Source organism: Antarcticimicrobium luteum (assembly GCF_004358185.1).
GTDB classification, from domain to species: domain Bacteria; phylum Pseudomonadota; class Alphaproteobacteria; order Rhodobacterales; family Rhodobacteraceae; genus Antarcticimicrobium; species Antarcticimicrobium luteum.
Genome location: NZ_SMUV01000062.1, coordinates 92307 through 105990, shown reverse-complemented (window position 1 = coordinate 105990; position 13684 = coordinate 92307). Strand labels below are relative to the sequence as shown.

Below are 13684 nucleotides of genomic sequence, written 5' to 3'. Positions count from 1 at the left end.
AATCCGGGCATTCTACAACTCTGTCTTCAAGATACCGAAATGTAGGCCGATCCCGCCGTCTCAACATCGAACAAACGTCCGATGCACATCCGGAATTCATCCCCCAAATCTTCTGTCCCGGCCCGAAACCGCCGAAGGGGTGCCCAAAAGCAAAATTCTGGGTATTCTGGTCGGATTTAGACGACGTCATTGCTTTAGGAGGTGGGCCTACTTGAGCCGAACGGAAGAAAAACTGCTGGCTTCGATCTCTGGGGTCTATGCCGCTGCCGAAGGATCCGGTTCCTGGAATCGGGCGCTGATGTCCATCTCCGACCTTTGCGAGGTCGAGAATGCCTCGTTGGTCATCAACGATCCCCGGCTTCGCCTGACCGAGGTGTTCTCTCCGCGGGTCAACCCCGAGGTGATCGAGTCCTATACCGACCATTGGTGGAGCAAGGATCCCACCATCAAGGCCACGGCCAGCGCGCCGGTCGGTCAGATCACCTCGCTCGAAGCATTTGGGCGAGACCGGTTTCTCGCGTCGGAATTCCACAATGATTTCTGGGCCCGGTCCGGCATTGGCGCGGAAAGACTGGCGAGCAAACTGATGATCCAGGATGGCGCCTTTGCCTCTCTGGTGATCCAGACCAGCTCGAACAACGACGTGATCGACGGAAACACGGCCCGGGCCTTTGCCGAGATCGTGCCGCACGCGATCCAGGCCACGGCGATCATGCGCCGGATGCAGGCGCTGAAACTGGCCCGCGAGGCCGCCGAACTGGCCGCGGAACATGGCGCGAGCTTTGTCATTCCGATCGACGCGCAGGCCCGCCCGGTCGTCGCCGATGACCATACCGAGGCGGCTCTCAGCGCGATATCGGTGCTTCAGCTGAGCAACGGAACCCTGGCCCTGAAGGCGCGCGAGCCCAACGCCAGACTGCTCCGATTAATCGCCGGTTGTGCCACCCCCGATGGCGGCGTGCGCGGCGGCGTGATCCGACTGGGCACCGATGACCATCCGGACAGGTTCATGATCGAGGTATTGCCCTGGTCCGATCCGGACGCCTCGGCGGGCATGATCCAGCGCCCCGTGGCGCTGGTTCTGGTCAGCGACAGGCGCCGAAGACTGGAAAACGACCGACGCCGGATCGCGCATCAGTTCGGTCTGACCCCGGCCGAGGCGCGGCTCACCACCGAATTGCTGGCCGGCGGCGGCCGCGGTGCAGTGGCTGCGCGTCTAGGCATCAGTGACTCGACGGCCCGCTCGCACCTTACGCGGATATTCGACAAGACCGGCACGCGCCGGCAATCGGAGCTGGTCGCACTCATCCTCGGACACAGGTGACCTCCTCCCGGCAGGGATGGAAAGCCTGCCAGGAGAACCCAAGGAAACCCATCTGACAGAGCATGGTCCAGACGCGTTTCGCCAATCGGCACCCATGTTTGGATACCCCCTCCTATGCAAGGTTCTTCCGACCTCCTGAACAGGGAACTCAGGCGCATTCATGTCACGGGCATCTCAGGGACGGCTTTGACATCCTGCGGGCCGATAGGGTGGCGCGCATGTGCCCCGCACAGGAGCAAGCGCGGTAAATTATCCTCGACTTCAATATATTACGGCCGATTTCCCTCCGGCCACTCCCGCCGGAGCCTCCCGCCTCCAGCCATGTGCCCAGCGCCGAACGGGACAGCGCCCCGCCCGGCACCCCGGCGCCAATCCCGCCTCACACGTCCATCGACCGGGCGATCAGTTCCTTCATGATCTCGTTGGTGCCGCCATAGATCATCTGCACCCGGCTGTCGGCATAAAGGCGCGCGATGGGATATTCCATCATGTAGCCATAGCCGCCGAACAGCTGCAGGCATTCATGCACCACCTCGTTCTGGGTCTGGCTGCCCCAGTATTTCGCCATCGACGCGGTGGCGGCATCGAGCTCGCCCGCCTGCAGCCGAGTGATGCAATCGTTGATGAAGGCCCGCAGCAGCTCGGCCTTGGTCTTCATTTCGGCCAGCTTGAAGCGGGTGTTCTGGAAATCCATCACCCGTTGGCCAAAGGCCTTGCGCTCCTGCACGTATTTCACCGTCTCGGCGATGGCGAAGTCGATCACGCCCAGCGCGGTCAGCGCGATCAGCAGCCGTTCCCACGGCAGTTGCTTCATCAACTGATAGAACCCCTGGCCCTCCTCTTTGCCAAGCAGGTTGGTCATCGGCACCTTGACGTCCTCAAAGAACAGCTCGGCGGTGTCGTTGGCCTTCATCCCGAGTTTTTTCAGGTTGCGGCCCCGGCGGAACCCCTCGGCGCCCTCGGTTTCCAGCGCGATCAGCGACACGCCCTTGGCACCGGCCGCTTTGTCGGTCTTGGCCACGACGATGATCAGGTCGGCGGTGTGGCCGTTGGTGATAAAGGTCTTGGAGCCGTTCAGCCGGTAGGAATTGCCGTCCTTCTCCGCCGTGGTGCGCACCGCCTGCAGGTCCGATCCGGTGCCCGGCTCGGTCATCGCGATCGCAGCCACCATCTCGCCCGTGACCAGTTTCGGCAGCCAGCGCGCCTTTTGCTCCTCGGTGGCGAAGCTGACCAGGTAATGCATCACGATGGACTGGATCGAAAAGCCCCAGCCGCTGTCGCCGCGCGCGCCCTGCTCATAGACGGTGACGGCGTCGAAGCCGATGCCGCCGCCGGAGCCGCCGAACTCCTCGGCAATGGCGCCGCCCATGATCCCGGCCTCGCCCGCCTTGGTCCAGAAGGCCCGGTCGACCATGCCCTGCTCGACCCAGCGGTCGATATTGGGCACCAGTTCGTTGTCGTAAAACCGACCGACGCTGTCGGCAAACATGCCGTGCTCTTCCTCTGCCCAGGCCGAGGTCTTGGTGATCAGGCTCATGATCCGTTCCTCCCAGAATGCGGTGTCGGGCCCGATCCTAGGCCGTGGCGGATCAAAGGCAATCCGGGCAGAGGCGCCGCTACGCAACGTCCCGGCGCCCGCTGCCGCAGCGTCAGCGCCAATGTCAGTGCGGGCGCAGCGCCGCCTCGATGCCCGCCGCGCAGAACGCCACCAGATCGCCCGGCGACGCCTCGTCTGCATCGCCGTCTGTATCCCCGCCCGCCAGCGCCCCGACCCGCCAGCCCGAGGTGACATGCGCCAGCATCGCCGCCACCGAATAGACGAACCCGGTGGCAACCGCCGGACGCGGCGCACCGGGGCGCAGGGCCGCAATTTCGTCGATAAAGCGGCCGGCGGTCGGGTCGAAGCACTCTGCCGCCAGCTCCCGCCACCGCGGATCGGCCGAGACATGGGCCACCAGCCGCGCATAGGCCAGCCATTGCGGCCCGCCGTCCCGCGCCATGCGGACATAAGGCTCCAGAAAACAGGCGACCACGTCGCGCACCGTCATCGCACCAGCCGCGCGGCGCGCCTCCAGCGCCGCCATCCGCAGCTGCGACAGCTCTTTCGCGCGGCGGGCAACGGTCAGATGAAACAGCGCCTCCTTGCCGCCGCCATGGTGATGCACCAGCCCCGCTTGCACCCCGGCCTCTGCCGCGATGTCGCGAATCGTCGCTGCGTCGAAACCACGCTCGGCGAAGATCCGTTCCGCCGCGTCAAGAATGCGCCCACGGGTCTGCAACGACCGCTTCGAAGGGGCCCTTTGTCGTTGATTTTCCGAGACTTTCCCCATCTCACCCCTCCTTCATGCAAATGCACATTGCGTTATTTTATACACATGTTCAATATATGCACAACGCAGGGAGGAGACATGACGGAAACGCGCGACAGGTTCGCCCTTATCGGGGCCGGACCAATGGGGCTGGCCGCCGCAAAGGTGCTGGCCGAACAGGATATTCCGTTCCAGGGGTTCGAATTGCACCGCGACGTGGGCGGTCTGTGGGACATCGACGGGCCGAAATCGACAATGTACGAGAGCGCCCATCTGATCTCGTCCAAGACGATGACCGAATTCACCGACTTTCCGATGCGCGCGGGGGCGGCCGACTACCCCTCGCACCGGGAGCTCAAGGAATATTTCCGGGACTTCGCCAGGGCCTTCGACCTCTATCGCCACTACCGGTTCGGGGCCGAGGTGACCGAATGCGAACCGCTGGGCGGGTCCGGCGACGGCTGGCGGGTCAGTTGGCGCGATGACGACGGCGCGCATGAGGAGGTCTTTGCCGGTGTGCTGATCGCCAACGGCACCTTGTCCGAGCCAAACATGCCGGAATTCGCCGGGACGTTCGACGGCGAGTTGATCCACTCCTCGGCCTATCGCTCTGCCGCCCAGTTCGACGGCAAGCGGGTGCTGATCATCGGCGCCGGCAATTCCGGCTGCGACATCGCGGTGGACGCGATCCATCACGGGGTCTGCTGCGATCTGTCGATGCGGCGCGGCTATTACTTCGTGCCGAAATACGTCTTCGGCAAACCCGCCGACACCATGGGAGGAATGATCAGGCTGCCGATGTGGCTGAAGCGGCGGATCGACGGACTGATCCTGAAATGGTTCGTCGGCGACCCCCAGCGCTATGGCTTCCCCAAGCCCGACTACCAGCTCTACGAAAGCCACCCGGTGGTCAATTCGCTGGTGATTCACCATGCCGGGCACGGCGATCTTTCGATCCGGCCAGACATTGTACGATTTGACGGAAAAACCGTACATTTCACCGACGGCCGCGCCCAAGACTACGACATGATCGTCGCCGCCACCGGCTACAAACTGCACTATCCCTTCATCGACAAGGCGCTTCTGAACTGGCAGGGCGACGCGCCGCATCTTTATCTCAACGCCATGCATCCCACCCGCGACGACCTCTTTGTCCTCGGCATGGTCGAGGCCTCCGGCCTCGGCTGGCAGGGGCGGCACGAGCAGGCCGAGATGGTGGCCCGCTATCTCGCCGGGCTGCGCGACGGCACCGCCGGGGCGAAAACGCTCCAGCGGGAAAAGGCCAAAGGCTTCAGCCCGGCGACCGGCGGCATGGCCTACCTCAACCTGCCGCGCATGGCCTATTACGTCGACAAGGCCACCTATCGCAAAGCAGTCACCGGCTGGATCGCGCGGCTCGGACGGGGGCGGGCGGCATGACCGGCATCGACGACATCACACTGAATTTCAGTCCTGCGTCGCTGATGCTGCTGAACGCGATCCTCGCGGTGGTGATGTTCTCCATCGCCATCGACCTGAAGCCGGAGGATTTCCACCGCCTGCGCCGGGCGCCCAAACCCCTGATCGTAGGGCTTTTTTCGCAGTTTCTGGTGCTGCCGGCCCTGACCTTTCTGATGGTGCTCGCGACCCAGCCGCGCCCCTCCATCGCGCTGGGGCTGATCCTGGTGGCGGCCTGCCCGGGCGGGAACATCTCGAACTTCATAACCCATCGCGCCGGCGGCAACGCCGCCCTCTCGGTATCCATGACTGCGGTTGCCACGGTGGGCGCAATCCTGCTCACCCCGGTGAACATCGCGCTTTGGGGCGGGCTTTACGGCCCCACCCGTGATATCCTGCGCGAGACCGCCATCGACCCGGTCCAGGTGGCACTCACCGTGGGCCTGATGCTGGTGCTGCCGCTGGTTCTGGGCGTTCGGTTGAACATGCGCCGCCCTGCCCTCACCGCCCGACTGCACCGGCCATTGCAGGCCCTTTCGATGGCGATCTTCTTCGCCTTCATCGTACTGGCGCTGGCGTCGAACTGGGATTTCTTCCTGGGGTATGCCGGGGCGGTTGCGGGCCTTGTGGTTCTGCACAACGCCCTGGCATTGGGGGGCGGCTGGGCCGTGGCCACTCTGGCCCGGCTGTCCCCCTTCAATCGCCGCGCCGTCACCATCGAGACCGGCATACAGAACTCGGGCCTTGGCCTGGTTCTGATCTTCGCCTTTTTCGGCGGACTGGGCGGCATGGCGGTGGTGGCCGCCTTCTGGGGCATCTGGCACGCGATCTCGGGTATCGCGCTGGCCGCGATCATGTCGCGGACCGTGGCGGAACGATGAGCAGGATCCTGATCACCGGCGCCGGCGGCATGGTGGGGCGCGCTGTGCTGACCGAACTGGCGGATAGCGGACAGGAGGTCATCGCAACCGATCTGGCCCAGCCGCCGGAACTGCCGGAAAACGCGCGCTTTGCAAGGATGGACGTGACCGGCGACGATCCCGCGCGGGTGATCGCGGCGGAGAAACCGGAGGTCATCGTCCACCTGGCCTCGATCGTCACCCCTCCGCCCGGATCGGGGCGCGATTTCGCCTACCAGGTGGATGTGGAGGGCACCCGCAAGGTGCTGGCGGCCGCGCGCGCGGCGGGGACGCGGCGGCTGGTGGTCACCTCCTCCGGCGCCGCCTATGGCTATTACCCCGACAACCCCGCCTGGCTGCGGGAAAGCGATGCGCTGCGCGGCAATCCCGAATTCCCCTATGCCGACCACAAGCGGCGGGTCGAGGAGATACTGGCCGAAGCCCGCCGCGACCATCCAGCGTTGGAGCAGGTGGTGCTGCGCGTCGGCACGGTGCTGGGGGAAGGCACCGACAACCAGATCACCGCGCTGTTCCGCAAACCCCGCCTGCTGGCCATCGCCGGATGCGACAGCCCCTTTGTCTTCATCTGGACCCGCGATCTGGCCCGCATCCTGCGGCGCGCGGCCACCGACGGGCCGGCAGGCATCTACAACGTCGCGGGCGACGGCGCGCTGAGCATATCCGAGATTGCCCTGCGGCTGGGCAAACCGGTGCTGCGCCTGCCCGCCTGGGGGATCAGGGCCGCGCTGGGGATCGCCCATCCGCTGCGGCTGTCCCGATACGGACCGGAACAGGTCCGGTTCCTGCAATACCGCCCCGTGCTGGCCAATGACGCGCTGAAACGGGAGTTCGGCTATGTCCCGGAAAAGACCAGCGCCGAGACCTTCGAGCTTTGGAAAACATGGGCCGGGCTATGAAACACGCGGTAATCTCGGGCGGCGCGGGCGGGCTGGGCCGGGCGCTGGCGGCGCAATTGCAGGCCGAGGGATGGGCCGTCGCCCTTCTCGACCTGTCCACCGAGGGGCTGGACGCCAGCCCGGCCCGGTTGCCGCTGGCCTGCGATCTGACCGACCCGGCCAGCCTCTCGGCGGCGATGGACCGGGTGGCGAAGTGGAGCGGCGGCGCGGTCGATCTGGCCATCTACAACGCCGGCGTAACCCAGATCGGGGCCTTCGATGCAACCGATGCGGAGAGCCACCGCCGGGTGTTCGAGATCAACTATTTCGCAGCCGTGGAAATGGCCCGCGCCCTGCTGGCCCCGGTGCGGGCGGCCGGCGGCACCCATCTGGCGATCTCCTCGGTCGCCGGTTTCTCGCCGCTGTATCACCGCACGGCCTATGCCGCCTCGAAACACGCGCTGGAGGGGTTCTTTGCCTCGCTGAGATCGGAAGAGCGGGCGCAGGGCGTCCATGTCGCCATCGCCGCCCCCTCCTTCGTCGCCACCAATATCGGCAATGATCAGCGCGGCGCCGACGGCATCGCCCGCCCCGGATCGGCGGCGGACGGGGTGGACTACATGACGCCGGATCAGGCCGCCGTTGAAATTCTGCGGGGGCTGGAGCGTCACCGCGACTTTATCCCGGTGGGACGCGTCGCGCGGCTGGCCTGGCGGATCAACCGGCTGTCGCCACGGCTGTTCCAGCGATTGATGGAGCGCAATATCGGCGGCTCCTGACCGCCGGGGACGCCCGCAAAGCCGGGCGGGACACGGTGCGCCCGCCTCTCAGAAGGTTGGCGGCGTGCAGGCGCTGACCACCACGCATTTCTCCGGTCCGACCTGCCTGAAGCGGTGCGGCTCGCGGCTGTCAAAGTAATAGGCGTCCCCGGGCCCGAGGATCTTGCGCTGCTCGCCCACCGTCACCTCGACCCGGCCGGAAATCACGATGCCGCCCTCTTCGGCCTCGTGCCCGTACATCTTGCGGCCGGTGTCGGCGCCGATGTCATAGGTTTCCTGCAGGATCATCATCGCCCGGCCGTGCAGATTGGTGCCCACCTGCCTGAACGACAGCTTGCCCTTGCCGATCTCGACCAGATCCTCGGCGGCAAAGAACACCGCCCGTTCGGCCTCGGGCTCCGGCTCGAAGGCGAAGAACTCCGACAGGCCGACCGGAATGCCGTCGAGGATACGTTTGAGCGCGCCAACCGAGGGGTTCACCTTGCCCGATTCGATCAGCGAGATGGTGGAGTTGGTCACCTCGGCCCGCTTGGCCAGCACCCGTTGCGACAGGCCGGCGCGCTGGCGCAGGGCGCGCAGCCGGCGGCCGATTCCAAGATCAAAGCTATCGCCCGGTATGTTGCGCATGTTGAGTATCCCGAAACAAATTCCAGCCTACTCTAGCAATATCAACAGCTTGCTCCAATGAAAAAACAGCCTATTTTTGCCATCCCATAACACCTTACGGTCGGCGCCAGCCCCGGATCCGGGCCTATGACACGATCCGCCAACCGAAAGGAAACAGGATGTCGAACGCAGATCTCGCCGCCCGCCGCGATACGGCCATTGCCCGTGGCGTCGGCATGTTGACCCAGGTCTATGCCGACCGCGCGCAGAATGCCGAGGTCTGGGACGTGGACGGCAACCGCTACATCGATTTCGCCGCCGGCATCGCGGTGGTGAACACCGGCCATTGCCACCCAAAGGTGATGGCGGCGGTCACCGAGCAGATGGGGCGCTTCACCCACACCTGCCATCAGGTGCTGCCCTATGCGCCCTATGTCCGGCTGGCCGAGCGGCTGAACGACAAGGTGCCGGGCAACTTCGACAAGAAAACGATCTTCGTCACCACTGGCGCCGAGGCGGTGGAGAACGCCGTCAAGATCGCCCGCGCCGCCACCGGGCGGCCCGCCGTGATCGCCTTTGGCGGCGGCTTCCACGGCCGCACCTTCATGGGGATGAGCCTCACCGGCAAGGTCGCGCCCTACAAGACAGGCTTTGGCGCGATGATGCCGGATGTCTATCATGTGCCCTTCCCGGTCGAACTGCATGGCGGCTCGGTCGATGCCTCGCTCGCGGCGATCGACAAGCTGTTCAAGGCCGATCTCGACCCCGCCCGCGTCGCCGCGATCATCCTCGAGCCGGTTCAGGGCGAGGGCGGCTTCTATCCCGCGCCGGCCGGGCTGATGCGCGCGATCCGCAAGCTTTGCGACACCCACGGCATCGTGATGATCGCCGATGAGGTGCAGACCGGCTTCGCCCGTACCGGGCGGCTGTTCGCGATGGAGGCCTATGACGTCGCCGCCGACATCACCACCATGGCCAAGGGGCTGGGCGGCGGGCTGCCGATCTCGGCGGTCACCGGACGCGCCGATCTGATGGATGCCGCCGCCCCCGGCGGGCTGGGTGGCACCTATGGCGGCAACCCGCTGGGGGTGGCTGCAGGCAACGCCGTGCTCGACGTGATCGAGGAGGAAGACCTCTGCGCCCGCGCCAATGAGCTGGGCGCCCGGCTGCGCCAGCGGCTTGAGGCAATCCGCGAGACCACGCCGCAGATCGTCGACGTCCGCGGCCCCGGAATGATGGTGGCCGCCGAGTTCAACAGCGCCGATGGCAGCGCGCCGGACGCCGATTTCACCAACCGGGTGCGGACCGAAGCGCTCAGCCGGGGGCTGATCCTGCTGACCTGCGGGGTCTATGGCAACGTGATCCGTTTCCTGGCACCGCTGACCGTTCAGGACGAGGTCTTTGCCGAGGCGCTGGACATTCTCGACGCCGCCATCACCGCCGCGAAGGGGGCCTGAACCATGCTGGATACCGCAAGCTTTCCCACCGCCCGTTCATTGAACGATCCCGGTCTGCTGGAATGCCGCGCCTATGTGAACGGGGAATGGATCGGGAAGGATAAGACCTTCGCGGTGCATGATCCGGCGACCGGGGCCTGCATCGCCCATGTAGCCGATCTGGATGCGGCGGATGCCGCCGCCGCCATCGACGCCGCCCATGCGGCACAGCCGGGCTGGGCGGCCTGGACCGGCAAGGAACGCGCCGCGGTGCTGCGCCGCTGGTTCGAACTGATGGTCGAGCATGCCGACGACCTGGCCACCATCCTTTGTGCCGAGATGGGTAAGCCCTGGGCCGAGGCGCGGGGCGAGATCCTCTATGGCGCCTCCTTCATCGAATGGTTCGCGGAAGAGGCCAAGCGTATCTACGGCGACACCATCCCGGGGCACCAGCGCGACAAGCGGATTGTGGTGCTGAAGCAGCCTATCGGCGTTGTCGGCTCGATCACGCCGTGGAACTTCCCCAACGCGATGATCGCGCGCAAGGTGGCCCCGGCGCTGGCTGCCGGCTGTTCCTTTGTCGCGCGGCCGGCCGAACTGACGCCGCTGTCGGCACTGGCGATGGCGGTGCTGGCTGAGCGCGCAGGCGTGCCCGCCGGCATCTTCAACGTGATCCCCGGCAGCGATCCGGTGGGCGTGGGGCAAGAGTTGTGCGCCAACCCCAAGGTCGCCAAGATCACCTTTACCGGCTCGACCCGGGTCGGGCGCATCCTGATGCAGCAGAGCGCGCCGACGATCAAGAAACTGTCGCTGGAGCTGGGCGGCAACGCGCCCTTCATCGTCTTTGACGACGCCGATCTGGAGGCCGCGGTCGAGGGCGCGATGATCGCCAAATACCGCAACAACGGCCAGACCTGCGTCTGCGCCAACCGCATCTATGTGCAGGCGGGCGTCTATGACGCCTTCGCCGAGAAGCTGCGGGCCAAGGTCGGCACGCTGAAGGTCGGCAACGGGTTCGACGACGGCGTGACTCTGGGCCCACTGATCAGCGAGGCGGCCCTGGCCAAGGTCGAGCGTCATATCGAGGACGCCGTGGAACAGGGCGCCGAGGTGATCGAGGGCGGCCAGCGGTCGAACCTGGGCGGCACCTTCTTCCGTCCCACTGTGCTGACCGGCGCGACATCGGGCATGGCGGTGGCAAAGGAAGAGACCTTTGGCCCGCTGGCACCGCTGTTCAAGTTCGAAGATGAGGCCGAGGTCATAGCCATGGCCAATGACAGCGAGTTCGGTCTGGCCGCCTATTTCTACAGCCGCGACATGGCTCGCGTCTGGCGCGTCGCCGAGGCGCTGGAGACCGGCATGGTGGGCATCAACACCGGGCTGATTTCCACCGAGGTGGCGCCGTTCGGCGGGGTCAAGCAATCGGGCCTGGGCCGCGAAGGATCGAAATACGGGATCGACGACTTTCTGGAGCTGAAATACCTCTGCATGGGCGAGATCGGCTGAACGTCGCGCCCGGCGGTTGCCGGCACCTCTCCCCGGCTGGCAACCGCCCTTTTGGGCGATGAGCGCGTCCCGCGTAAGGCCGCGCGACTGCAGATGGAAGCCGGGCGCGCCATCACCCAACAGTCCAGCCCGGCGTCTGCGCCGGGCAGCGCCTGCCGGGGGGCAGGCAGGCGCGGCCCTCTGCGCGTTGACCAATGAAAAAAGCGCGCCGCCGCAGCGACGCGCTCTCTTTTCTCTTGCATCAGGGGGCTACAGCCCCCTGCCCGGTCAGGCCAGGTCGAACCGGTCGGCGTCCATCACCTTGGTCCAGGCGGCGACGAAGTCGCGCACGAACTTTTCCTGATTGTCGCCCTGGGCATAGACCTCGGCCAGTGCCCGCAACTGGGAGTTGGAGCCGAAAACCAGGTCAACCCGGGTCGCGGTCCATTTCACCGCGCCGCCCTTGCGGTCGCGGCCCTCGAACACGCCCGCGTCGCCTGCGGCCGGGGTCCAATCCGTGCCCATGTCGGTCAGTGTCACAAAAAAGTCGTTGGTCAGGGCGCCGACCCGGTCGGTAAAGACGCCATGCGCCGAGCCGCCTTGGTTGGCCCCCATCACCCGCATGCCGCCAATCAGCGCGGTCATTTCCGGTGCGGTCAGGCCCAGCAGTTGCGCGCGGTCCACCATCAGCTCCTCGGCCGGAACGGTGTATTCCGTCTTGAGGTAGTTGCGGAAGGCGTCCGCCACAGGCTCCAGCACGTCGAAGCTGTCCGCATCGGTCTGCTCCTGGCTGGCGTCGCCGCGGCCGGTGGTCACCGGAACGGTCACGTCGAAACCAGCCGCCTTGGCGGCCTTCTCCACCGCCGCCGTGCCGCCGATCACGATCAGGTCGGCCATCGAGACGGGTTTGCCGAAGCCCTTCTGCACGCTTTCCAGCGCGTCCAGAACCTTGGCCAGCTGCTCGGGCTGGTTGACCTCCCAGTCCTTTTGCGGGGCCAGGCGGATGCGCGCCCCGTTGGCGCCGCCGCGCTTGTCCGAGCCGCGGAAGGTCGCGGCCGAAGCCCAGGCGGTCTGCACCAGGTCAGGTACCGACAGGCCAGTGGCCAGGATTTTCGCCTTCAGATCGGCGACATCCGCATCGGACAGCGGCGCGCCCGCCGGGATCGGATCCTGCCAGATCAGATCCTCGGCCGGAACCTCGGCGCCCAAGTAACGCGATTTGGGGCCCATGTCGCGGTGGGTCAGCTTGAACCAGGCCCGCGCGAAGGCATCGGCGAACTCTTCGGGATTCTCCATGAAGTGGCGCGAAATCTTTTCGTAAGCCGGGTCCATGCGCATCGCCATGTCGGCGGTGGACATGAAAATCGGCACCTTCTTCGAGGAATCCTCAGGATCGGGCGCCATGTCGGCTTCCTGGATGTCCTTGGGCGTCCAGACCCAGGCCCCGGCGGGGCTTTTCACCAGCTCCCACTCATATTTGAACAGGACGTCGAAATAGCCCATGTCCCATTTGATCGGGTTCGATGTCCAGGCGCCCTCAAGCCCGCTGGTTATGGTGTCGCGGCCCTTGCCCGACTTGTAATCGCTGAGCCAGCCAAAGCCCATCGCCTCCAGCGGCGCCGCCTCGGGTTCCGGGCCGACATGACCCGCGTCGCCCGCGCCGTGCATCTTGCCGAAGGTGTGGCCGCCGGCGGTCAGCGCGACGGTTTCATAATCGTCCATCGCCATCCGGGCGAAGGTCTCGCGGATGTCGCGGCCTGATTTGATCGGGTCCGGCTCGCCGTCCGGGCCCTCGGGGTTCACATAGATCAGGCCCATCTGCACCGCGGCGAGGGGATTTTCCAGCTCCCGTTCGCCGGAATAGCGGCTGTTCGCGGTGTCGGATGTGGCCAGCCACTCCTCCTCGGCGCCCCAATAGATGTCCTCCTCGGGCTCCCAGACGTCGGCGCGGCCGCCGGCAAAGCCGAAGGTCCTGAAGCCCATCGATTCCAGCGCACAGTTGCCAGCCAGGATCATCAGGTCGGCCCAGGAGATCCGGTTGCCGTATTTCTGCTTGATCGGCCAGAGCAGGCGACGCGCCTTGTCGAGATTGCCGTTGTCCGGCCAGGAGTTGAGCGGTGCGAACCGCTGCTGGCCTGTGCCGGCGCCGCCGCGACCGTCGCCGGTACGGTAGGTGCCCGCGCTGTGCCAGGCCATGCGGATGAAGAGGCCGCCGTAGTGACCATAATCCGCCGGCCACCAGTCCTGGTTGTCGGTCATCAGCGCATAGAGGTCATCCTTGATCGCCTTGAGATCCAGCCCCCTGAACGCCTCGGCATAGTCGAAATCGCCACCCATCGGGTCGGACTTGGCCGAGTTCTGGTGCAGGATCCGCAGGTTCAGCTGGTTCGGCCACCAGTCGCTGTTCATCCGGGCGCCGAAGGTCGTCGTCGCCCCGTGCATGACCGGGCATTTGCCGCCATTGCCGATATCGTTTCCGTCCATCTCTCTCTCCCAATTTGCAAGGATCACTC

11 protein-coding genes are annotated in these 13684 nt (G+C 65.7%); 7 read left to right on the top strand and 4 right to left on the bottom strand.

The genetic code is table 11. The features are described 5' to 3' along the window. The first annotated feature begins 298 nt into the window (after window positions 1–298). Window positions 299–1324, top strand: a complete 1026-nt coding sequence (locus E1832_RS09440) for a helix-turn-helix transcriptional regulator (RefSeq protein ID WP_133359493.1) — start codon at window positions 299–301, stop codon at window positions 1322–1324. Window positions 1325–1703: 379 nt separating this feature from the next. On the opposite strand, the gene E1832_RS09435 is transcribed toward E1832_RS09440, so the two are convergent. Both E1832_RS09435 and E1832_RS09430 read right to left on the bottom strand, forming a co-directional pair. Further along, entirely contained in the window at window positions 1704–2861 is a 1158-nt protein-coding gene (locus E1832_RS09435) for an acyl-CoA dehydrogenase family protein (protein WP_133359492.1), read from the bottom strand. Window positions 2862–2985: 124 nt separating this feature from the next. Further along, on the bottom strand, window positions 2986–3603 hold the full coding sequence (locus tag E1832_RS09430) for a TetR/AcrR family transcriptional regulator (RefSeq protein WP_245513926.1): 618 nt from the start codon (window positions 3601–3603) through the stop codon (window positions 2986–2988). 129 nt (window positions 3604–3732) lie between these two features. Between E1832_RS09430 and E1832_RS09425 the strand changes: the two genes are divergently transcribed. Genes E1832_RS09425 through E1832_RS09410 form a run of 4 tightly spaced genes read left to right on the top strand, consistent with a single transcriptional unit; the run spans window position 3733 to window position 7644 of the window. After that, a complete protein-coding gene (locus E1832_RS09425) occupies window positions 3733–5052 on the top strand; it encodes a flavin-containing monooxygenase (RefSeq protein WP_133359490.1) in 1320 nt (439 codons plus the stop codon). Next, window positions 5049–5951, top strand: coding sequence for a bile acid:sodium symporter family protein (locus tag E1832_RS09420; RefSeq protein ID WP_133359489.1), 903 nt, complete (start codon window positions 5049–5051; stop codon window positions 5949–5951). Before E1832_RS09425 ends, E1832_RS09420 begins: the two co-directional genes overlap by 4 nt. Then, on the top strand, window positions 5948–6886 hold the full coding sequence (locus tag E1832_RS09415) for an SDR family oxidoreductase (protein ID WP_133359488.1): 939 nt from the start codon (window positions 5948–5950) through the stop codon (window positions 6884–6886). The genes E1832_RS09420 and E1832_RS09415 overlap by 4 nt, the downstream gene beginning before the upstream one ends. Continuing rightward, window positions 6883–7644 carry an SDR family NAD(P)-dependent oxidoreductase gene (locus E1832_RS09410; RefSeq protein ID WP_133359487.1) on the top strand — a complete coding sequence of 254 codons (762 nt, stop codon included), beginning with the start codon at window positions 6883–6885 and terminating at the stop codon, window positions 7642–7644. Before E1832_RS09415 ends, E1832_RS09410 begins: the two co-directional genes overlap by 4 nt. Window positions 7645–7692: 48 nt before the next feature. Here the strand turns inward: E1832_RS09410 and E1832_RS09405 are convergent, their stop codons facing one another. Continuing rightward, window positions 7693–8271: a cupin domain-containing protein gene (locus tag E1832_RS09405; protein WP_133359486.1), complete on the bottom strand. Its 579-nt coding sequence runs from the start codon at window positions 8269–8271 to the stop codon at window positions 7693–7695. 158 nt (window positions 8272–8429) lie between these two features. Between E1832_RS09405 and E1832_RS09400 the strand changes: the two genes are divergently transcribed. Beyond that, window positions 8430–9707 carry a 4-aminobutyrate--2-oxoglutarate transaminase gene (locus E1832_RS09400; RefSeq protein ID WP_133359485.1) on the top strand — a complete coding sequence of 426 codons (1278 nt, stop codon included), beginning with the start codon at window positions 8430–8432 and terminating at the stop codon, window positions 9705–9707. A gap of 3 nt (window positions 9708–9710) precedes the next feature. Further along, window positions 9711–11192: an NAD-dependent succinate-semialdehyde dehydrogenase gene (locus E1832_RS09395; protein WP_133359484.1), complete on the top strand. Its 1482-nt coding sequence runs from the start codon at window positions 9711–9713 to the stop codon at window positions 11190–11192. A 267-nt stretch (window positions 11193–11459) separates the two neighbouring features. On the opposite strand, the gene katG is transcribed toward E1832_RS09395, so the two are convergent. Further along, window positions 11460–13655 carry a catalase/peroxidase HPI gene (katG, locus tag E1832_RS09390; protein ID WP_133359483.1) on the bottom strand — a complete coding sequence of 732 codons (2196 nt, stop codon included), beginning with the start codon at window positions 13653–13655 and terminating at the stop codon, window positions 11460–11462. Window positions 13656–13684: the final 29 nt, after the last annotated feature.